This window comes from Intrasporangium sp. DVR, from assembly GCF_040365325.1.
Taxonomy (GTDB): domain Bacteria; phylum Actinomycetota; class Actinomycetes; order Actinomycetales; family Dermatophilaceae; genus Intrasporangium.
Genome location: NZ_BAABZW010000002.1, coordinates 1 through 21108, shown reverse-complemented (window position 1 = coordinate 21108; position 21108 = coordinate 1). Strand labels below are relative to the sequence as shown.

The following is a 21108-nucleotide window of genomic DNA, read 5'->3' as shown; positions in this document are numbered from 1 at the left end:
GTCGTGAATGGATCGGACAGGTAGTTGAACCATCAACTATTGTCGGTCATTCCAGCCCTGGATGTGAGCCAGAACACGCCAGCCGTATCTACAGCCCGTTCCTCAACTCTTGGAGAGATCACAGTGGCCCGGCGACAGCGGTCGGGAACGGCACTCATCCGGGACGCGCAAAGGGGGGAACGATGGAACTGACGAGGTGTCCCGAGTGCGGGACGGTGGCCGAGATCCTCTGGCGCAGCAAGCTGGCGAGCACGCACGGCCCGGTCGAGCACGCGAAGGTGCTCTGCCTCAACCGGCACGGCTTCCTGCTCCCGAGTGACCGGCTACCGGCGGTGGAGCCGCTCCCGGACCGATCGGAGGTCGATGCCCGATCGGCTCACCGCAGCGAGGGCGACGACCACCGGGGCGAACGCGAAGAGATACCTGGACCGGCCCTGGAAGAGAATCGTGAAAGCGGCGATGCCAAGGACGGTAACGGCAAGGAGCACCGTCTCTCGCCGCGCCGGCGACGCCCCTAGCAGGCCCACGCCCGCCACGAGGAGAACGGCGAGCCAGAGTCCTTGGGCGAGGTCGGCGCGGAGCGGATACCAGCGGCCGTGCAGCCCGTTGACCTCGTTGACCGCCTCGGCCAGCGCGCCCCGGGGGGCAACGCGCTCGGGCAGGGAGTCAGGGCCCTCCCCCCAGGCCCAGAACATCCCGTCGCCCCAGTTCCAGGCCGCCTTGTTGCCGTAGAACTGGAGCATCCCGAGCGGTCCGCGCTCGTCCCACCGGTCGGCGATGAAGGTACGGGCGTACTCCCGCATCTCCACAGGAGTCCGGCCCTGGATCGCCTCGACCATGTCGCGTCGGTAGGTGCCGTACTGCACCTCGCCAGCTGCGTTGACCTGTTCGTTCATCCCGTTGGCGAGCCACCAGACCACGGGCGGTGTCACGCGGGGGTCGATCCGGTCCGTGTCGAGGCCGGAGGCCGCGGCTGCCCCCGCGGTGAGCGCCGCGCTCATGGCGAGGAAGGCGAGGACGGCTCCGGCTCCCACCGTGACGACCACGCGAGCGCGGGCCCACGACCAGCTGTCGGCCAACCGCACCAGAGCGACCACGACCAGGGCGACGATGACGACGACGGGGGTCGTCTTGATGACGTAGGCGGCTGCGATCGCGGCGACGGCGAACGTCCCCAGCACGAGCCGCGCAGCCCAGCGCGGGCGGCGCCACGCTGCAGCGGCCAGCGCCGCTCCGCCGACGACGAAGGGCATCGCGTAGTAGTCGGTGTACGGCACGCTCACCCACGGGCTGACACCGACGAGCGCGATCACCATGAGCTGCGTGACGAGAGCGGCGCCCCGTCCGGCCACGGGAACGACCAGGAGGTGAGCGGCATACACCGTGAGGCCGACGCACACGCCGGTCAACGCGATGAGGACGGCGACGGGTGCGAATCCGAGCGCGGCGGCGACCTCGACCCCGAGACGGTCGATGACGAGGAGCGGGATGTTGTTGGGGTAGAGCGAGATGTACTCGTACTCGACGTCGGTCAGCGCCTGCCCCGCGTGGAGGGACCGCGCCATCTCGAGCATGACCCGCGCATCCCAGCCGAAGTCATAGCGCAGCGCCTGTCCCAGCCCGGCGGCGACGGCGCCACCCGCGACTGCCACCACCACGGGGACCCAGCGGTTCTTCAGGCCGGCAGGCACTCGGCCGAACCACGCGAGCGCCACGCAGGCAATCACGACCGGCACGACGACCGTGCGGTCATACGTGATGTTCGGCGACCGGGGTGCCACCAAGGCCGTCACGACGACGGCGACGAGCGAGACCCCGGTCAGCCTGAGCATCGCTCTGCCGACCGGGGTCTCCATGAGGCGTGACGCTACCCGACCGCGTTGGCCTCCGATGCCATGGCCTCGGCCGCGAGGCGGTCGCGCACCGCGCGGTTCACCGCGGAGACGACGGCCTTGAGGGAGGCGGTCACGATGGAGGGGTCGACCCCGACTCCCCAGAGGACTCGCTCGCCGATGGCGCACTCGACGTAGGCCGCAGCTCTCGCATCGCCGCCGGCCGAGAGCGCGTGCTCCGCGTAGTCCAGGACCCGCATGTCGGGGGCGCCGTCGATGGTCATGAACGCGTCGATGAAGGCCGCGATCGGGCCGTTGCCGCGCCCGGTGATGGTGATCGGCTCCCCGTTGTCGATCAGGCTCGCCTCGATCGTGCTGTCGCCGTCGACGGTCGAGTCCGTGACGACGTTGACGAGCTCGAAGCGGCCCCACGGAGCGTCCGGGTTCGGCAGGTACTCGTCCTGGAACCTCGCCCACAGCTCGGCCGGGGACACCTCGCCACCGTCCTGGTCGACGCCGCGCTGCACGACCCCCGAGAACTCGATCTGAAGGCGGCGCGGCAGGTCCATCTGGTGCTCGCTCTTCATGATGTAGGAGACGCCGCCCTTGCCGGACTGGCTGTTGACGCGCACGACGGCCTCGTAGGAGCGGCCGAGGTCGTGCGGGTCGATGGGCAGGTAGGGCACACCCCACACGAGGTCGTCGAGGCTGGTCCCCTGCTGCTTGGCCTCGACCTCCATCGCCTCGAAGCCCTTCTTGATCGCGTCCTGGTGCGACCCGGAGAAGGCGGTGAAGACGAGGTCACCGCCGTAGGGGTGGCGCTCTCCGACCGGCAGCTGGTTGCAGTACTCGACGGTGCGGCGGATCTCGTCGATGTTGCTGAAGTCGATCTGCGGGTCGATGCCCTGGCTGAAGAGGTTCATGCCGAGGGTGACGAGGTCGACGTTGCCGGTCCGCTCACCGTTGCCGAAGAGGCAGCCCTCGATCCGGTCGGCGCCCGCGAGGTAGCCCAGCTCGGCGGCGGCGACACCGGTGCCGCGGTCGTTGTGCGGGTGGAGAGAGACGACGATGGACTCGCGGCGGTCGAGGTGCCGGACCATCCACTCGATCGAGTCGGCATAGACGTTCGGGGTGATCATCTCGACCGTGGCGGGCAGGTTGACGATCATCTTGTGGTCGGGCGTCGGGTCCATCACGTTGATGACCTCGTTGCAGATCCGCACCGCGAAGTCGAGCTCTGTGCCGGTGTAGGACTCGGGCGAGTACTCGTAGTAGATCGTCGTCTCGGGGATGGTCTCCTCGAGCTTCTTGATGAGCCGGGCGCCCTGGACGGCGATGTCGATGATGCCGTCCTGGTCGAGGCCGAAGACGACGCGCCGCTGGAGCACGGACGTCGAGTTGTAGAAGTGGACGATGGCCTGGTTCGCGCCGCGAATGGCGTCGAAGGTCCGCTCGATGAGGTGGTCACGGCACTGGGTCAGCACCTGGATCGTCACGTCGTCCGGGATGTGCTTGCCCTCGATGAGCTCGCGGCAGAAGTCGAAGTCGGTCTGGCTCGCCGACGGGAAGCCGACCTCGATCTCCTTGTAGCCCATCTTGACGAGCAGCTGGAACATCCGCAGCTTCCGCTCGGAGTTCATCGGGTCGATGAGGGCCTGGTTGCCGTCGCGCAGGTCGACGGCGCACCACCGCGGAGCCTGCTCGATCCGCTTCGTCGGCCACGTCCGGTCGGGCAGGTCGACGGGGATCTGCTCGTGGAAGGGGACGTACTTGCGGAACGGCATCCCGGACGGCTGCTGGGGGTGGATCATCGCGTGCTCTCTCTCGTCTCTCTGTGGTCTCTGCGGTGTCCGGCCGGACACGAGAAACTCCGCGACGAGGAGGGCCGGGATCAGGCCTCGTCGCGGCAGCGAAGGAGAAGCTGCGCCGAACGCATGAAATTACCGTATGCCGCCGGGCTGGCTTCGTCCACCACGCGAGCGTGGGTGCCCGGATCCTGAGACCCGCTCAGTCGCTCCGCTGTCCGGGGACCCGAGTGCGACCGAGGCCTCGAGCGGCCCGGTCGATGGCGAGCAGCCGCTCCGTCACGAGCTCGATCATCAGCGACGTCGCCGGTGAGAGCACGGCCCCCTGGCGGTGGACGATGGCGAAACGGTCGAAGAGCCGTGGCCGCAGCGGGGCCCACCCGAGGTGGGCCGGGACGCTGGCCCCGAGGAGGTGAAGCATGCCGAGCGCCATGACGGTGTCGGCCTCGCCGCTCGCCGCGATCTCCAGGGTCGTCTCGACGTCCTCCACCTCGACGCGCGTCTGGAGGGTCTGGCCGGCCGCTTCGACGGCCGTCGCGAGCCCCGTCCGCGTCGGGTCGTTCGCCCAGCTGGCCCACGCCAGCACGAGGGGCGCTCTCCCCAGGGCCGTGGCCGTCACCGGACCGGTCAGCCGGTCGGCGTGCGCGCTGACGTAGACGAGCTCGTCGTTCATCACGGGATGGACGTCGAGGGTCGAGTCGTCGACGGGCAGGGCGATCGCCGCTGCCTCCATGCGTCCTCGGCGCAGCTGGTCGATGACGTCGGTGGAGTGGCGTCCGACGAGCTCGACCCGCACCCCGGGGTGGCGGCGAAGCAGCTCGAGGACGACCGTGGAGCCGAGGTAGAGGCGGGAGGCCCCGAAGACCCCGAAGCGGATCGTGCCGGACTCCAGCTGGTTGACCGACCGCACCGCACTGGCTGCCTGCTCGATGGCCCCGATGGTGCGCTCGGCGTGCGGGCGCAGCGCGTGGGCCGCCTCGGTCGGGACCAGGCCACGCCCGACCCGCTCGAAGAGCCGGGCCCCGAGGGACCGCTCGAGCAGGCGCACCTGCTCCGACACGGACGGCTGGGCGTAGCCGAGACGTGCCGCGGCGGCGGTCAGGGAGCCGAGCTCGTAGGCGGCGAGGAAGACCCGGAGCTGGTGGACGGTGGCCAAGGATTTTCCTATGGGTAGGTGAGGAAATTGAGGATACCTCGATGACGGTCCGGCGCCTACCGTTCATCGTGTGACCCCATCTGCCGCCTCCGCCACCCGGTCCTCTGGGGTGGACCTGCGCGGTGCCCTCCTCGTGATGGGTGCCGCCTGCTGCTACGCCTTGTCCGTGGTCTTCGCCAAGGGCGCCTACGCGATGGACGTCGAGGTCGCGACCCTCACCCTGTGGCGCTTCGCCATCGGTGCGGTGATCTTCTGGGCACTGGTCGCCGTGCGCCGCCCGGCCCGGGTCAGCCGCCGCACGGTCCTGACGTGCGTCGGTCTCGGCGCGGTCGGGTATGCGGTCCAGGCCCTGACGTACTTCGGGGCCGTCGCGGTGATGGATGCCGGCCTCGCTGCCCTGCTCGTCTACACCTATCCGGCGATCATCGCCCTGATCGGGTTCCTCACCCGGCGCGAGCCACCGACGAGGCGGCGGATGGTGGCCCTCACGTGCTCCGGTGCCGGCATGCTCCTGCTCCTCGGCCTGGGCGGGTTCACCTCCGTGTCCGGCGTCGGGATCGGTCTGGCCCTGACGGCCGGCGTCACCTACGCGGTCTACACGATCGTCGCCTCCTCCCTTCCCGCCGAGGCGGATGTGTCGCTCCTCATGGCGATCGTCGCCACCTCCGCGCTCGGCTCGGTCGCCCTCTTCACGATGGTCACGGGCCAGCCGTTCGGTCTCGAGGCCGACCCCGTGGTGCTCGGCTGGGTCCTCACCTACGTGTTCGTGGGCACCGTCCTCGCCATGCTGCTCCACCAGCGGGGCATCACCCGCGTCGGGGCGTCCACGGGCGGCATCATCTCGAGCATCGAGCCGCTCGTCGCGGCGGCGGCGGTGGCCCTGGTCTACGGCGAGACGATGACGCCGGTCCAGGTGGTCGGGGGCATGGTGATCCTGGTGGGCGTCGTCGTCGTGCAGCTACCGCAACGGCGGTCACGCCGGGTCGCTCCGCCACGCCGGTCCGCGGAGCTTCGCCCCGACCGGACCGTGGCTCACCGGGCTGATGTCCCCGTGGGCGCGCTCTCCGGCTCGGCCTCCTCCTGACCCGCCGGTCGGCTCGCGTCGGCGATGACCTCCTCTGGGCGGGGCGGGACGGTCTGGTCGTCCTCGAGGACCTCGAGCTCGTGGTCCGGCTGCAATCCCATGGCGGCCTCCTCAGCCGAGTCTAGTTCCTGCCGCGGCCCCTGCCTTCGGTCGGCATTGCTTTCCCGCGTTGCCGGCCGCTCAGCTGCTCTTCTGAGACGCCGTTACGCACCCGCTGGGCCCGGTCGCGCGACCGGGCCCAGCGGCATACGGCACGGGTTGGCGCGGCAGGCTCAGAAACCCAGCCGTTGGAGCTGTTTCGGGTCACGCTGCCAGTCCTTGGCCACCTTGACGTGCAGGTCGAGGTAGACCCGCTGACCGAGCAGCGCCTCGATCCCCCGGCGCGCATTGGTGCCGACCTCGCGCAGCCGGGAGCCGCCCTTGCCGATGACGATGGCCTTCTGGCTGGGCCGCTCGACGAACACGTTGACCCGCACGTCGAGGAGCGGCTTGTCGTCGGGACGTCCCTCGCGGGGCACCATCTCTTCGACGACGACGGCCAGCGAGTGCGGCAGCTCATCGCGGACTCCCTCGAGCGCCGCCTCGCGCACCAGCTCGGCGATCATGACGGCCTCGGGCTCGTCGGTGAGCACGCCGTCCGGGTAGAGCTGCGGCGACTCGGGAAGGTAGGAGGACAGGACCTCCCGCACCTCCTCGACCTGCTCGCCGGAGACGGCGGAGCAGGGAATGATCGCGTCCCAGTCGCCGAGCTGGTCGATGGCGATGAGGTGCTCGGCCACGCGTTCGCGGTCGACCAGGTCGGCCTTCGTGGCGATCGCGACCACGGGCCGCCGGCGCACCGTGCGCAGGTCCGCGAGCTCCTTGGCGATGAAGGCGTCGCCGGGCCCGATGCGCTGGTCGGCCGGGAGACAGAAGCCGATGACGTCGACCTCGAGGAGCGTCTCACGCACGAGGTCGTTGAGCCGCTCCCCGAGCAGCGTCCGCGGCTTGTGCAACCCCGGGGTGTCGACGAGGATCAGCTGGGCCGTCGGGGTCGTCGCGACCCCGCGGATCGTGTGCCGCGTGGTCTGGGGCTTCGAGCTCGTGATGGCGACCTTCTGGCCCACGAGGGCATTGGTGAGGGTCGACTTGCCGGCATTGGGCCGGCCGATGAGACAGGCGAAGCCGGCGCGGTAGCCGGGCCCGGCCTCCCCGAAGGCGGCCGTGCTGTCAGTGCCCTGCGTGCCCATGGGCATCCTCCGTCTCGGGTGCGAACGCCTCGAACTCCTCCGAGGTCAGCCGGTGGACGATGACCGACGCCACCCGGTGGCGCCGTCCGGCCATCCGCTCTGCCGTCAGCGACAGGCCGGCCACGGTGCCGGACGAGCCGACGATCGGCACCCGCCCGATGAGCTTGGTGAGGAGCCCGCCGACGGTGTCGACGTCGTCCTCCTCGATGGTCACGTCGAAGAGCTCGGCCAGGTCGTCGATGTCCATCGAGGCCGGCACGCGCAGGGTGCCGTCCTCCAGCTCCTCGACGCCCGGGGCCTCCCGGTCGTGCTCGTCGGCGATCTCCCCGACGATCTCCTCGATGATGTCCTCGATGGTGATGAGACCCGCGGTGCCGCCGTACTCGTCCACGACGATGGCGAAGTGGGTCTGGTCGCGCTGCATCTCCCGCAGCAGGTCGTCGACCGGCTTGCTCTCCGGCACGAAGTGCATCGGCCGCATCACGTCGGTCGCCGGCTGTCTCGCGTCCTCCGGCGCGGCATAGAGCCGGCGGGCGACGTCCTTGAAGTAGAGCAGCCCGAGGATGTCGTCGGTGTCCTCGCCCACGACGGGGATGCGGGAGAATCCGGACCGCAGGAAGAGGGACATCGCACTGCGCAGCGACTTGTGGTGCTCGATGACCACCATGTCGGTGCGGGGCACCATGACGGCTCGGGCGACGGTGTCACCGAGCTCGAAGACCGAGTGGATCATCTCGCGCTCGTCCGCCTCGATGACGTCCGACTCGCCCGCCATGTCGACGAGGTCGCGCAGCTCGGACTCCGTCTGGAAGGGCCCGTCCCGGTAGCCCTTGCCCGGGGTCACGGCGTTGCCGAACATGACGAGCAGCTTGGCGAGCGGACCGAGGGCCCGGTGCAGCCACACGGCGAACGGCGCGCTCCACAGGGCCACCGACTCGAAGTTCTGCCGGCCGAGGGTGCGCGGGGACACGCCGACGACGACGAACGAGAGGACCGCCATGATGGCGATGCTGAGCAGCAGGGTCTGCAGGGTCGAGTCGACCGCGCTGGCCACCGCGAGGGTCACGAGGACTGCGGTCGTGGCCTCCGCGACGACCCGCAGGAACGCGATGACGGAGACGTACGGCGGTGACTCCGCGACGACCTTCATGAGGGACTTCGCTCCGGACCGGCCCTCCTCGTAGAGCTCGAGGGCCCGGACCCGGGACATCCGGAAGATGGCCGCCTCGGCGGCTGAGAGAAGGAACGCGAGCCCGATGCTGACGAGGGCGGGGATGACGAGTTGCGGGATCATCGTCGGCCTCAGTCGACGGGTCGGTTGCGCGTCGCGAGGAAGGTGAGGAGCAGCTGCCGCTGCAGCTCGAACATCTCGCGCTCCTCCTCCGGCTCGGCGTGGTCGTAGCCGAGCAGGTGCAGGATGCCGTGGGTGGTGAGCAGGAGCATCTCCTCCATCGGGGCGTGGCCCGCCTCAGCGGCCTGGCGCGTCGCCACCGAGGGGCACAGGACGATGTCGCCCAAGGTGCCCTCCTCGGGCTCCTGGCCCTCCTTGCCCGGACGGAGCTCGTCCATCGGGAAGCTCATCACGTCGGTCGGGCCGGGCAGGTCCATCCACTGTTCGTGCAGGACCGTCATCGCCGGCTCGTCGACGAGCTTGATGCAGAGGTCGGCCTGGGGGTGCACGCGCATCTGCTCCATGACGTAGCGGGCGCACGCAAGCAGCTCGAGCTCGTCGACCGACTCGTCGGTCTCGTTGAGGACGTCGATGCTCATTGGAGGTCCCCCTGCGCGGGCCGTGGTTCCGGATGCTGCTGGGCTCGCTTGCGCGCGCCGGCTCGCTGGCTGCCGCCCTCCCTGGAGGCCTTGGCCTCGCGCCGTCGTGAGCGGTTCTCGTCGCGCTCGTAGGCGTCGACGATGGCGCTGACGAGCCGGTGCCGGACGACGTCGTTGGAGGTCAGCTCCGCGAAGTGGATGTCGTCGATGTCGCCGAGGATGTCCCGCACGACGCGAAGGCCCGAGCGCGTCCCTCCGGGGAGGTCGACCTGGGTGATGTCACCGGTGACGACCATCTTGGAGCCGAACCCGAGCCGGGTCAGGAACATCTTCATCTGCTCCATCGAGGTGTTCTGCGCCTCGTCGAGAATGATGAACGCGGCGTTCAGGGTCCGACCGCGCATGTAGGCCAGGGGTGCGACCTCGATCGTCCCGGACGCCATCAGCTTGGGGATCGTCTCGGGGGCGAGCATGTCGTGCAGCGCGTCGTAGAGCGGCCGCAGGTAGGGGTCGATCTTCTCGTTGAGCGTGCCGGGGAGGAACCCGAGGCGCTCCCCCGCCTCGACCGCCGGCCGGGTCAGGATGATCCGGTCGACCTGTTTGGCCTGCAGGGCCGCGACGGCCTTCGCCATGGCGAGATAGGTCTTGCCGGTGCCCGCGGGACCGATGCCGAAGACGATCGTGTGCTCGTCGATGGCGTCGACGTAGCGCTTCTGGTTGAGGGTCTTGGGTCGCACGGTCCGCCCGCGGTGGCTGACGATGTTCATCGTCAGGACGTCGGCGGGTCGCTCGACCGTCTGGTCGCGCAGCATCGAGATGGAGCGCTCGACGGAGTCGCGGTTGAGCGGCTGCCCCGCCTCGACGATGACGAGGAGCTCGTCGAGGAGCCGGTCGATGATCTCGAGCTCGCCCATGGGGCCGTGGAAGGTCATCTCGTTGCCACGCACGTGGGTGTCGACCAGCGGGAACTGTCGCTCCATGGTCCGCAGCAGCTCGTCGCGCGGCCCGAGCAGGGACACCATCTCGATCGGCGGTGGGATCTCCCTCGTCAGCAGGTGTGGCTCGCGGGACTCGGCCGTGATGGGAAGGTCGGTATCGAACGGGTCGTCGTCGTCACTCATCGTGCTCAGAGTCTACGTGGAGCCGGCGGAGGACCTCACCACGAAATCGGCGAGGTCACGACTCTGCTGCACCCGCGACGGCTCGTGGACGTACATCATGTGCCCGGCCTCGTAGTAGGCGTGCTCGATGTTGGCCCGGAGTGACTCCGGCAGCCGGAGCTTGGCGAGGACGTCCTCCGCCGCGAAGTGCGGCGTGGCCCCGTCGTAGTAGCCGTACGCGACGTGGACCCGCAGGTGCGGATTCTGGCGCAGGGCCCGCTCCAGACGCTCGGACACGTCGACCGGCCGGCCCTCGAAGTCCTTGAACGACCACGGCTGCACCCGGCTCGTGATCTGCTCGTAGTGCAGGTCGGAGGCATAGCCCAGCTCGTCGCGCACGTAGTGGTTCCAGGCCGCGGCGTACGGCCCCATGATCGCGTCGGAGGACGGGTCGGCGTCCATCCCCTCGGCGATGGCGCTGGCCGCAGGACCGGTGAACCGGCCGTCCAACCGCCCGACCGAGAGCCGTCGGTCGCGGAGCAGCTCGGTGAAGAAGCGCCAGTGCTCGATCCGCAGGTCGCAGCGGTCGACGTAGTCCTCCGACAGCCCGGAGAGCCGCGCGAGCGTGGTGACGGCCGCCGCCCGCTCGGGCGAACTCAGCCGGGCACCTCGGGACAGGACCCACGGCAGGTCGCGAGCGGCATACGCCTCCGCCTCGTCGAGCACCGAGCGCAGCGACCGGCGGCCGTGCTTGCCGTGGTAGTGCGCGATGGCGGCGTACGTCGGGAGGTAGAGGGCATGGGCCCGGTCGTTGCGCTGCTTCTCGAAGTCGATCGACGACAGGTCGAGCACACTGCTGATGAGGATGAGGCCGTTGAGGTACATCCCGTAGCGGTCCTGCAGATGGGCGGTCAGCGCCGCGCCGCGCAGGGTGCCGTAGGACTCCCCGGCGACGAACTTCGGGGACATCCACCGCTGGTTCCGTGAGGTCCAGAGCCGGATCAGCTCGCCGACGTGCTCGATGTCGCGCTGGTACTCGTGGTAGTCCCCTGGCTTGCCCCCCTCGACGGCGCGGGACCATCCCGTCGACATCGGGTCGATGAACACGAGGTCGGCGACGGTGAGCAGGGATTCAGGGTTGTCGACGAGGCCGTACGGTGGCGGCCGGAGTGCGCCCACGTCGCCCATGACGACCCGCCGGGGGCCGAGCAGGCCCAGGTGGAGCCAGACGCTCGAGCTGCCCGGCCCTCCGTTGAAGGCGAAGACGACCGGCCTCGTGTGCGGGTCGGCGCCGTCGAGGACGTAGCTCGTCATCGACATCTCGGCGCGGGCCGGGTGGCCCTTGAACGTGCCCTTGTCGTGTTCCTCCTCGCGCAGCACGACCCGCCCCGCGGTGGCGGTGTACTTCAGCCGGCGTCGACCGACCCGGAGCACGTGGTGGGTCGTGACGAGGTCGTCCCTCGGCTCGGGCTTCTGCGATGCCTTGTCCTTGGTTTCCTTGCCGGGCTCCTCGTCGGTCTCGGCCCGGTGCTGCTGCGTGCCGGCGCTCGGCGTGACCGACGCCTCCTCGCTGGCCGCGCTCGCTGAGCCCGCCTCGTCGGGCGTCTCAGCGCCCACCTCAGCGCCCACCTCAGCGCCCACCTCAGCGCCCACCTCAGCGCCCACCTCAGCGCTCCGTGAAGGTCTTGCCACCGAGCACGTGCCCGTGCGCGTGGAAGATCGTCTGGCCCGCATGCGTGCCGGTGTTGAACACGAGGCGGTGGTGCTCGGCGATGCCCTCGCGCTCGGCGACCTCGGTGACCAGCTCGAAGAGGGCCGCCAGGTCGTCAGGGGCGTTGGTCGCGAGGGCCCCGACGTTCGGCTCGTGGCGTCGCGGCACCACGAGCACGTGGACGGGCGCTGCCGGGTTGATGTCCCGGAACGCGATGGCCCGGTCGCTCTCGGCGACCCGCTCCGACGGGATCTCTCCGTTGACGATCTTGCAGAAGAGGCAGTCGTCCTGCTGTGGGGTGGCGGTCATGTCGCCACCCTAGGCACGTCAACCGACGCGTGCACCTGCGCGTCCTTTCAGCGTGAGAACGTGGACCATGGCTGCGAGTCGGCAGGATGCCACGGGTGGGGCGAGCGACCTTCCCGAGGATGCGGACCGGGCCATCACCGAGCTCTACGCCGCGCACTGGCACCGGCTCGTCCGGCTCGCCTGGCTGCTCCTCCACGACCAGCTCGCGGCCGAGGACGCGGTGCAGGACGCGTTCGTCGCGACCCACCGCAGCTGGTCCTCGATCCGTGAGACGGGCCGAGCGGTCGGCTACCTCCACACGGCCGTCGTCAACACCTGCCGTTCGGCACAGCGCCACCAGGTCGTCGTCGACCGGCAGAACGCGCGCGAGGCGGGTGCCGCCGACGTCCCCGGACGCGGCAGCCTCGACAGCGCCGAGACGCAGGTGCTGTATGCCGCTGAGCGCGCTTCCATGGTCAGCTCCCTCCGCGCCCTCCCGCACCGGCAGCGCGAGGTCCTGGTCCTCCGGTACTACCTCGACCTCTCCGAGGCGCAGATCGCCGAGACGCTCGACATCTCGCCCGGGTCGGTCAAGGCCCATGCGCACCGAGGGCTGAGCACCCTGCGCGCCCAGCTGTCCCCCCAGCGCCCTTACTCGGGCCCCGACGTCACCGAGGTGGAGCAGTCATGAACCCTGACGACAGCCGGCGCCGCAGCCGTCACGAGGACGAGACGGTGGTGATCGGCGTGAACTTCACCGACATCGAGGCCACGCTGCGAACCACCCTGGCGGACGACGCACGCTCGATCGAGCCCCGCGAGCGTCTCGAGGCCGTCCTGTCGCAGGCCCACTCGGCTCCTGTGGCCGGTGCCCGCACGCCACGACGGTGGCTCGTCCTCGCTGCAGCGGCCGCCGTGGCTCTGGTCGCCGGGGGGACCCTCTGGCTCGCCGGCCGGCCGACCGCCCTGGTTCCGGTCCCGGCCGGGACCACCACGAGCACGAGCACGCCGACGACCTCGCCCTCGCCGTCCTCGCCCTCGAGCACGGCCAGCCCCCCGACCAGCAGCGCACCGCCCTCGCCGAGCGGCGCTTCGGCGTCGACCACGGCTGCCCCGGCCGGCTCCATCAAGGGCGTGCCGGTGTATTGGATCGGAGAGACCGGCGGGGCGCCCCGGTTGTTCCGGGAGTTCCGGACCGTGCCGGACGAAGGCGGCCCGATCCTCTCGGCGCTCTATGCGATGACCCGTGAGCAGCCACTCGACCCGGACTACGTCACCCCGTGGGCGCCAGCGTCCAGGATCACCGTTGCCCTGAGCGGCTCGGCGCTCGTCGTCGACCTGGACGGTGACGCGATCTCGGCGACGAAGGTCGGCAGCCAGGTCGCGGAGCGTGCCGTTCAGCAGCTCGTCTACACGGCGACGGCCGCCGCCGCCATCGCGAAGACGCCGGTCTCGACGGTCACCGTCCTCGTGGAGGGCGGGCCCGCGGACCTCTGGGGTGTCGTACGAGTCGGCCGGCCGACGGCGCGAGCACCGCAGGTCGAGGTCCAGTCCCACGTCTGGGTGCTTGCTCCCGCGGAGGGACAGGACTTCGACACCGGGCGCGTGACGTTCCGTGGCTACGGCACCTCGTTCGAGGCCAACTTCCGGTGGCAGATCGCCAGGGCGGACGGCTCGGTCGTGGCCGAGGGGAACGCCATGGCCGGCACGGGAACGGGCGGTTTCGGTGAGTTCGAGTTCGAGCGGACTCTGCCGCCCGGCGACTACGTGGTGACGATGTCGACGGACGACCCGTCCGGTGGGGCCGAAGGCGGCGGCGCCCAGGTCGACACGAAGACCTTCACGGTCCGCTGACCGGTCCCCCACACCCCGCAACACACCCGCTTACCGCGTGCCCATGCCGGTCATAGGCGGCGGAGGCACGCGGTAAGCGGGTGTGTTGCGGGAACGGGTCAGAGCCAGCGCGACCTGGCCATGAGCACGGCCAGGGCGGCCGGGCCCGCGGAGGACGAGCGCAGGATCGTCGACCCGAGCCGGACGGGCCGAGCGCCGGCTGCGACCAGGGCGTCGAGCTCGCGCCCGGAGATCCCACCCTCGGGGCCGACGACGACGAGCACGTCCCCCGACAGCGGCAGGTCCACCGCGGCGAGCGGCTCGGTCGCGTCCTCGTGCAGGACCAGGCAGACGGCCGCCTCCGCGACCCGGCCGACCAGAGCGGTCAGGTCGACCGGGGAGGACGTGAGCGGCATACGGGACCGGCGGGACTGCTTTGTCGCCCGGGTCACGACGGCGGCCCACTTGGCAAGCGACTTGGCTGCGCGGTCGCCCCGCCACACGACGACCGAGCGCTCGGCTGCCCACGGGACGACCTCGTCGACGCCGAGCTCCGTGGCCGCCTCGATCGCCTGCTCGTCGCGGTCGCCCTTGGCGAGCGCCTGAACGAGGACGAGGCGCGACTCCGGCTCCGGCTCGTCCTCGACCGCGACGACCCGGCCACGCACCGAGGTCCGGTCGACCGCCTCCGCCTCGGCGAGCACCCGCCGCCCGGCCCCGTCGGCGACGTAGTAGCGCTCGCCCGGACGGAGGCGAACCACCGTCGCCGCGTGTCGTCCCTCGTCGCCGGCGACCAGGACCGTCGAGCCGGGGGTGACACGGGCGAGCTCGGCCGCGTCGCCGAGGAAGAGCTGGTGGGTCACCGGACCCTCACTTCTCCTTGAAGGCGTCCCGAATCTTGCCGAAGATGCCCTTGTTGGGCGTCAACCGCCCCTCGGGTCGCTCCTCGCCACGCAGGGCGGCGAACTCCCGGAGCAGCTCCTCCTGCTGGTCGGTGAGCCGGGTCGGGGTCAGCACCGTGGCATGGACCAGCAGGTCGCCGCGACCGCCGTGACGCAGGTGGGTGACACCCAGCCCGCGCAGCGTGAAGACGTCGCCGCTCTGCGTCCCGGCCTTGACCTCGAGGTCCTGCATCCCGTCGAACGTCGAGAGCTTGAGAGTCGTGCCGAGAGCCGCCGCCGCCATGGGCAGCTCGATCGTGCAGTGGAGGTCGTCGCCGCGCCGCGTGTAGGTCTCGTGGTTCGCCACGCGGATCTCGACGTAGAGGTCGCCCTTGGGGCCGTTGCCGGGACCGACCTCGCCCTCGCCGGTCAGCTGGATCCGGGTGCCGGTGTCGACGCCGGCCGGGATCTTCAGTTTGAGGGTGCGCCGGGTGCGGACGCGACCGTCGCCGGAGCAGTCGTGGCATGGGTCGGTCAGCGTCGAGCCGTAGCCCTGGCAGTTGACGCACGGCCGCGAGGTCATCACCTGGCCGAGGAAGCTGCGCTGGACCTGCTGGACCTCGCCGCGGCCCTGGCAGACCGGGCAGGTCTGGCGACCGGTGCCCGGCTCGGCTCCGTCGCCGCCGCAGCGGGAACAGCCGATCGCGGTGTCCAGGGCCAGCTCCTCCTCGGACCCGAAGACGGCCTTGGCCAGGTCGATGTCGAGCCGGACGAGCGCGTCCTGCCCGCGTTGCACCCGAGGGCGCGGGCCGCGCGTGCCGGCCGTGGCGCCGGCGCCGAAGAACGCATCCATGACATCGCTGAACGAGAACCCCGGGCCCGCGCCGAAACCGGCGCCGGCGGTGGCGAACGGGTCGGCGCCGAGGTCGAAGGACCGACGCTTGTGCGGGTCGGAGAGGACGTCGTAGGCCTGCGAGACGCGCTTGAACTCCTCCTCGGCCTCGGGCCCCTGGTTGACGTCAGGGTGCAGCTTGCGGGCGAGCCGACGGTAGGCCTTCTTGATCTCCTCTTGACTTGCATCGCGGGAGACTCCGAGGACGGCGTAGTAGTCGTTCAAGCGGGTGGTTCCTGTCATCTTCGTCTGGCGTCAGGTCTGGTGACTGGCGGTCGGTGGGCAGTGGGGCTGGCGCGACGGTGCACCGGGCGACGAGTCACCCTGTGCAACGCCTGGTCATCCGTTGTTGTTCTCGTCGAGGATCTGGGACACGTAACGGGCCACGGCCCGGACCGAGGCCATGGTGGTCGGGTAGTCCATCCGCGTGGGGCCGAGCACGCCGAGGCTGGCGACGCGCTCCATCCCCGAGCCGTACCCCATCGACACGAGCGACGTCGTCTGGAGGCCGGAGACGGGGTTCTCCGAGCCGATCCGGACCCGGATGGCGTCGGGGTCGTCGCCGAGCTGACCGAGGAGGCGCAGCAGGACGACATGCTCCTCCAGCGCCTCGAGGATCGGCGCGACGGAGGTCGCGAAGTCTCCTCCCGACCTCGCCAGGTTGGCCTGGCCGGCCAGGACGACACGCTCCTCGCGCTCCTCGACGAGGGCGTCGCCGAGCGCCGAGACGATCGCCTCGACGACGGGCCGCTCGTCGGCCGGAGCGTCGTCGACGAGCCGGCGCAGCTCCGTCGCGGCTGCGGTGAACGGCACGCCGGCGGACACCTCGTTGAGAGAGGTGCGCAGCCGCGCGACGAAGGCCTCCGCGTCGGAGCCGGTCGGCAGGTGGCGGGCCTCGACGACCCGCTGCTCGACCCGCCCGGTGTTGACGATGAGGATCACCATCAGGTGCGCGGTGCCGACGGGGACCAGCTCGATGTGGCGCACCGTCGAGCGGGTCAGCGAGGGGTACTGCATGACCGCGACCTGCCGCGTCAGACCCGCCAGCAGGCGCACGGTCCGGTCGACGACGTCGTCGAGGTCGACGGCGCCCTGGAGGAACTGGCTGATCGCCCGACGCTCGCCGGAGCTGAGGGGCTTGAGCTGGCTCAGCCGGTCGACGAACACCCGGTAGCCGGCGTCCGTCGGGACCCGTCCCGCGGAGGTGTGGGGCGCGTGGATCAGCCCCTCCTCCTCGAGCTGGGCCATGTCGTTGCGGACCGTGGCGGCGCTCACCCCGAGGTGGTGCCGGTCGACGAGCGCCTTGCTGCCCACGGGCTCGGAGGTCTGGACGTAGTCCTGCACGATGGCGCGCAGCACCATGAGTTTGCGCTCCTCGCTCATCGCTCACCTCCTCTGGCACTCTCGTCGATCGAGTGCCAAGTCTACGTCGTTGCCCACGCTGCGGCGAAAGCCGAAGCCCGCCGGGCCACCCGCGTGGCGTTCCAGCCGGGAGCCAGCCCGGCGGCATACCCTCCATGATCGTGTCCACCCACGATCGTTACGGCCGCGACGTCCTCTCCGGTGACTGGCGGGCCCCCAGGCGCGGGCGCTCCGTCGATGTGCCGGCTGAGCCCGGGACCGTCGTCGAGGAGGTCGAGACGGGTTGGGTCGGGGCGGTGGTCCGCGTCGAGAAGGCCGGTGGCATGCATGTCGTGCACCTCGAGGACCGCCGCGGGCGGGTCAAGGCATTCCCCCTCGGGCCCGGCTTCCTCATCGACGGACGCCCGGTGACCCTGACCAAGCCGGTGGCAGCCGCTGCGGCCGACCTCGCCGCGGCCAGGAAGGCAGCGGCGCGCACGGCGAGCGGCTCCGTCGCCGTGCACGACGCCGCCGCGAGGGTCGCCAGTGGCTCCAGGATCTATGTCGAAGGACGCCACGACGCCGAGCTCGTCGAGAAGGTGTGGGGCGACGACCTGCGCATCGAGGGCGTGGTCGTCGAGATGATGGACGGGGTCGACGACCTCGCCGGGATCATCGCCGACTTCCGCCCGGGGCCGGGCCGGCGACTGGGCGTCCTCGTCGACCATCTCGTGCCGGGCACCAAGGAGGCCCGGATCGTCGACCAGGCGCGGGCGCTCCCCGGGCTGGCTCAACACGTGCGGATCCTCGGTCATCCCTATGTCGACGTCTGGCAGTCGGTCCGGCCCGCGCGGCTCGGGTGGGAGCACTGGCCGGCAATCCCGCGCGGCACCTCCTGGAAGCACGGCATCTGCGCGGCACTGGGCTGGCCCCATGCGACCCAGGCCGACATCGCGCGCGCGTGGAAGCGGATCCTCGGGACGGTGCGTAGCTATGCCGACCTCGAGCCGGCTCTGTTGGCGAGTGTCGAGGAGCTGATCGACTTCGTCACCGAGCCGACGGCCTGAGCGCGGCAGGGCCGCGGCGGACCCCGCGCGGGCGTGCCCGCCGCCGCTCACCCACTCCCCCCGATCCGCATCCGTGGTACCCAGTGACTCGCCGGGAGGGTCAGTGACGGAGCGGTCTCAGGGCCGTGGTCGCGCGATGAAGCGCCGCACCAGCTTTTCCTGAGCGGAGCTGAACGGTGGGTAGATCGCGGCGAGCAGGTCCGGCTTGGCCGGCACGTCGATCACCGCCTTCGCATGGCTGAAGAGGGCCACTGACTCCTCCCCGTGGTACTTCCCCATCCCGCTCGCCCCGACCCCCCCGAAGGGCAGGCTCGGAGCGCCCATGTGGACCAGCGGTGCGTTGAAGTTCAGCCCTCCGGAGGAGGTGTCGCGGATGAACCGCCGCTTCGTCTCGGCGCTGCCCGTGAACACGTAGAGGGCGAGGGGCTTGTCGCGCGCGGTGATGAACTCAACGGCCTCGTCGACGTCGCGGACCTCGACCAGCGGCAGGATCGGCCCGAAGATCTCCTCCTGCATGGACAGGTGGTCTCCGTCGACGCCGTCGAGCACGGTCGGCTCGATATAACGGGTCTCGGTGTCGACCGCGCCACCTCGGAAGACGTGCCCTGTGGTGATGAGGTCGGTCAGGCGCCCGAAGTGCCGCTCGTTGACGATCCGCCCGTAGACGTCCGACTGCGAGGGGTCTTCACCGTAGAAGTCACGGATCGCCTTGTCGAGCAGCGGTTTCAGGGCATCGAGGACCGGGCGTGTGGCGATCACGAAGTCCGGCGCCACACACGTCTGTCCGGCGTTGGTGAACTTCCCCCAGACGATCCGGCGAGCCGCCGTCTCCAGGTCCGCACCCACGTCGACGAACGCCGGGGACTTGCCTCCGAGCTCGAGCGTCACGGGCGTCAGGTGCCGGGCCGCGGCCTCGAGCACGACCCTCCCGACGGCGCCGTTGCCGGTGAAGAAGATGTGGTCCCAGGGCTGGGCGAGCAGCTCGGTCGTCTCGGCGGCCCCACCCTCCACCACGCGGACCGCGGCAGGGTCGAGATACTGCGGCAACAGCCTCGCCAAGGCGGCCGACGTCGCCGGCGCCAGCTCACTCAACTTGAGCACCACCGCATTACCCGCGCCGAGAGCGCCCGCGAGGGGTGCGAGCGACAGCTGGACGGGATAGTTCCACGGGCTGATGACGAGGACGACGCCGAGGGGCTCGCGAACGACCTTCGCCCGGGCGGGGCGCAGCCACAGCGGGATCGACGCACGTCGGGGCCTGATCCACGACTTGAGATGGCTGAGCATGTACGTGATCTCGTTGGAGGTGAAGCCGAGCTCAGTGATCCACGCCTCCGTGACATGTTTGCCCAGGTCGCTGGTGAGCGCCTCCGCGAGCGCCCCCTCCTGCTCCGCCAGCATGCGCCGCAGCCCGGTGAGCTGAGCGATGCGCCAGGCGAGCGGCTTGGTGATGCCGGTCCCGAAGACGTCGCGCAGGTCGTCGAGGAGCTGCTCGGCATCGAGCTGCGGCGCGCCCTGCGCCCCTGCCGTGGTCGGCCCGGTGGTCTGGCTCATCCTCACTCCTCGGTGGCTGGTCGGCCCTGTGGCCGCGCGATCACGGCGCGATCAGCCGGTGGACGACACTGTCGGCGAGCAGTCGGCCGCGCCTCGTGAGCACGATCCGGCCCTCACCCACCGCCGCGGGCCCGTCGACGAGACCATCGGCGATGAGGCCGGCCACCGCTGCGCGCCCTGATACTCGCAGGTAATCGACGGGAAGTCCGCCCAGGATCCGTGTGCCGAGCAGCACAGTCTCGTCGTAGCGCTGCTCAGGGGTGAGGGTTTCCCGGGCCTGCGCCGGTGACCGGCCTGCCGCGAGCCTCGCGGCGTAGGCCGCGGGGTGCTTGACGTTCCACCAGCGGACCCCGCCGACGTGACTGTGCGCCCCCGGCCCCACACCCCACCAGCTCGCGCCGGACCAGTAGGCGAGGTTGTGCCGGCAGCGGCTGTCCGCAGACCGGGCCCAGTTGCTGACCTCGTACCAGTCGTATCCCGCCTCCGTCAGGACCTCGTCGGCGAGCTCGTACTTGTCCGCCTCGTCGTCGTCCTCCGGCATCGGGAGCTGGCCACGGTGGACCTGTCGGGCCAGCTTGGTCCCTTCCTCGACGACGAGGGCGTAGGCGGAGACGTGGTCGGGCGCCAACGCGATGGTGGCCTCGAGGCTGCGCTTCCAGTCATCGAGCGACTCGCCGGGTGTCCCGTAGATGAGGTCGATGCTCACCTGCATCCCTGCTGCCCGCACGGCGTCGACGGCCCGGGCGACGTTGGCGGGGTCGTGGGTGCGCTCGAGCGTCGCGAGCACGTGGGGGACCACGGACTGCATGCCGAGGGAGACCCGGGTGAAGCCACCGTCCGCGAGCTCGGCGAGCGACTCCGGGGTCACCGAGTCAGGGTTGGCCTCCGTCGTGACCTCGGCGACGGGGCTGAGGCCGAAGCGTCCCCGTATGCCGCTGAGCACCCTCACGAGGTCACGTGACCTCAGCATCGTGGGAGTTCCACCGCCGACGAACACCGTGGACACCGGCGGCGCGTCGCTGCCGAGGACGGTCCGGGCCAGGTCGAGCTCAGCGAGCGCCGCGTCCGCATAGGTGTCCAGGCCGATGGACGCGCCGCCTGCGTCCCGCGAGGCCAGCTCCGTCAGGGTGTAGGTGTTGAAGTCGCAGTAGCCGCACCGCACCGAGCAGAACGGCACGTGCACGTAGATGCCGAGGTCCGTCGACCCGAGCTCCGCCAGAGCCGAGCTCGGGAGCTCGCCCGAGTCGGGAGCGGGGTCTCCGTCGGGGAGGGCACTGGGCGGCATACGGCCATTGTCCCAGTTGGCGGGAGCGGCCCTTGCCTCGTGCGACCTACGATCGCTCCATGGCCGCTCCACGCGCAGCCGACCGTCCGAGCGCAGCACGCACGCGGGTGGTTCTCCTGGCGGCCCTCGCTCTCGCGCTCGGCGCGAGTCTCGTCCTCATCGCCGGGGATGACGCCCGCGTGCTGAGCGGGTCGCCGACCGGCACCCATCGCAGCGTGGCGGGTGGCCCGCAGTGCGACCCGGGGGCCTGACCCTGGTTCTTGGACACGCTGAATCCAGC

At 70.6% G+C, this 21108-nt stretch carries 20 protein-coding genes; 5 read left to right on the top strand and 15 right to left on the bottom strand.

All coding sequences use genetic code 11. The features are described from left to right. Positions 1–323: 323 nt before the first annotated feature. From ABWV20_RS02660 to ABWV20_RS02650, 3 genes are all read right to left on the bottom strand, one after another. Entirely contained in the window at positions 324–1856 is a 1533-nt protein-coding gene (locus tag ABWV20_RS02660; RefSeq protein ID WP_353353231.1) for a glycosyltransferase-like membrane protein, read from the bottom strand. A gap of 11 nt (positions 1857–1867) precedes the next feature. Beyond that, positions 1868–3643 (bottom strand): 2-isopropylmalate synthase, encoded by a 1776-nt coding sequence (gene leuA / locus ABWV20_RS02655; RefSeq protein ID WP_353353229.1) that lies wholly within the window; start codon positions 3641–3643, stop codon positions 1868–1870. Between the two features lie 196 nt (positions 3644–3839). Then, positions 3840–4793, bottom strand: a complete 954-nt coding sequence (locus ABWV20_RS02650; protein WP_353353228.1) for a LysR family transcriptional regulator — start codon at positions 4791–4793, stop codon at positions 3840–3842. 70 nt (positions 4794–4863) lie between these two features. Here ABWV20_RS02650 and ABWV20_RS02645 point away from each other — a divergent pair, with 70 nt between their 5' ends. Beyond that, positions 4864–5877 carry a DMT family transporter gene (locus ABWV20_RS02645; RefSeq protein ID WP_353353227.1) on the top strand — a complete coding sequence of 338 codons (1014 nt, stop codon included), beginning with the start codon at positions 4864–4866 and terminating at the stop codon, positions 5875–5877. On the opposite strand, the gene ABWV20_RS02640 is transcribed toward ABWV20_RS02645, so the two are convergent. The 7 genes from ABWV20_RS02640 to ABWV20_RS02610 form a co-directional block, all read right to left on the bottom strand. Continuing rightward, on the bottom strand, positions 5826–5978 hold the full coding sequence (locus ABWV20_RS02640; RefSeq protein ID WP_353353226.1) for a hypothetical protein: 153 nt from the start codon (positions 5976–5978) through the stop codon (positions 5826–5828). The two genes, ABWV20_RS02645 and ABWV20_RS02640, sit on opposite strands and share 52 nt — an antisense overlap. A gap of 171 nt (positions 5979–6149) precedes the next feature. Beyond that, a complete protein-coding gene (gene era, locus ABWV20_RS02635; RefSeq protein ID WP_353353225.1) occupies positions 6150–7106 on the bottom strand; it encodes a GTPase Era in 957 nt (318 codons plus the stop codon). Beyond that, entirely contained in the window at positions 7087–8400 is a 1314-nt protein-coding gene (locus tag ABWV20_RS02630) for a hemolysin family protein (protein WP_353353224.1), read from the bottom strand. The genes era and ABWV20_RS02630 overlap by 20 nt, the downstream gene beginning before the upstream one ends. 8 nt (positions 8401–8408) lie before the next feature. After that, positions 8409–8876 carry an rRNA maturation RNase YbeY gene (ybeY, locus tag ABWV20_RS02625; RefSeq protein ID WP_353353223.1) on the bottom strand — a complete coding sequence of 156 codons (468 nt, stop codon included), beginning with the start codon at positions 8874–8876 and terminating at the stop codon, positions 8409–8411. After that, on the bottom strand, positions 8873–9997 hold the full coding sequence (locus tag ABWV20_RS02620) for a PhoH family protein (RefSeq protein WP_353353221.1): 1125 nt from the start codon (positions 9995–9997) through the stop codon (positions 8873–8875). Before ABWV20_RS02620 ends, ybeY begins: the two co-directional genes overlap by 4 nt. Before the next feature lie 12 nt (positions 9998–10009). Then, on the bottom strand, positions 10010–11641 hold the full coding sequence (locus ABWV20_RS02615) for a S10 family peptidase (protein ID WP_353353220.1): 1632 nt from the start codon (positions 11639–11641) through the stop codon (positions 10010–10012). Between the two features lies 1 nt (position 11642). Next, on the bottom strand, positions 11643–11996 hold the full coding sequence (locus tag ABWV20_RS02610; RefSeq protein ID WP_353353219.1) for a histidine triad nucleotide-binding protein: 354 nt from the start codon (positions 11994–11996) through the stop codon (positions 11643–11645). Positions 11997–12063: 67 nt separating this feature from the next. Here ABWV20_RS02610 and ABWV20_RS02605 point away from each other — a divergent pair, with 67 nt between their 5' ends. Next, entirely contained in the window at positions 12064–12666 is a 603-nt protein-coding gene (locus ABWV20_RS02605) for a SigE family RNA polymerase sigma factor (protein ID WP_353353218.1), read from the top strand. Beyond that, positions 12663–13829 (top strand): Gmad2 immunoglobulin-like domain-containing protein, encoded by a 1167-nt coding sequence (locus ABWV20_RS02600; protein ID WP_353353217.1) that lies wholly within the window; start codon positions 12663–12665, stop codon positions 13827–13829. Before ABWV20_RS02605 ends, ABWV20_RS02600 begins: the two co-directional genes overlap by 4 nt. A gap of 98 nt (positions 13830–13927) precedes the next feature. Here the strand turns inward: ABWV20_RS02600 and ABWV20_RS02595 are convergent, their stop codons facing one another. From ABWV20_RS02595 to hrcA, 3 genes are all read right to left on the bottom strand, one after another. After that, entirely contained in the window at positions 13928–14671 is a 744-nt protein-coding gene (locus ABWV20_RS02595; RefSeq protein WP_353353216.1) for a 16S rRNA (uracil(1498)-N(3))-methyltransferase, read from the bottom strand. Between the two features lie 7 nt (positions 14672–14678). After that, positions 14679–15806, bottom strand: coding sequence for a molecular chaperone DnaJ (gene dnaJ, locus ABWV20_RS02590; RefSeq protein ID WP_353353215.1), 1128 nt, complete (start codon positions 15804–15806; stop codon positions 14679–14681). A 114-nt stretch (positions 15807–15920) separates the two neighbouring features. After that, positions 15921–16964: a heat-inducible transcriptional repressor HrcA gene (gene hrcA, locus ABWV20_RS02585; RefSeq protein ID WP_353353214.1), complete on the bottom strand. Its 1044-nt coding sequence runs from the start codon at positions 16962–16964 to the stop codon at positions 15921–15923. 134 nt (positions 16965–17098) lie between these two features. Here hrcA and ABWV20_RS02580 point away from each other — a divergent pair, with 134 nt between their 5' ends. Then, on the top strand, positions 17099–17989 hold the full coding sequence (locus ABWV20_RS02580) for a DUF3097 domain-containing protein (RefSeq protein WP_353353213.1): 891 nt from the start codon (positions 17099–17101) through the stop codon (positions 17987–17989). 117 nt (positions 17990–18106) lie between these two features. On the opposite strand, the gene ABWV20_RS02575 is transcribed toward ABWV20_RS02580, so the two are convergent. Beyond that, positions 18107–19543 (bottom strand): aldehyde dehydrogenase family protein, encoded by a 1437-nt coding sequence (locus ABWV20_RS02575; RefSeq protein ID WP_353353212.1) that lies wholly within the window; start codon positions 19541–19543, stop codon positions 18107–18109. Positions 19544–19583: 40 nt separating this feature from the next. Then, positions 19584–20828: a radical SAM family heme chaperone HemW gene (hemW, locus tag ABWV20_RS02570; protein ID WP_353353211.1), complete on the bottom strand. Its 1245-nt coding sequence runs from the start codon at positions 20826–20828 to the stop codon at positions 19584–19586. Between the two features lie 59 nt (positions 20829–20887). Here hemW and ABWV20_RS02565 point away from each other — a divergent pair, with 59 nt between their 5' ends. Further along, on the top strand, positions 20888–21079 hold the full coding sequence (locus ABWV20_RS02565; protein WP_353353210.1) for a hypothetical protein: 192 nt from the start codon (positions 20888–20890) through the stop codon (positions 21077–21079). The last annotated feature ends 29 nt before the right edge of the window (positions 21080–21108 follow it).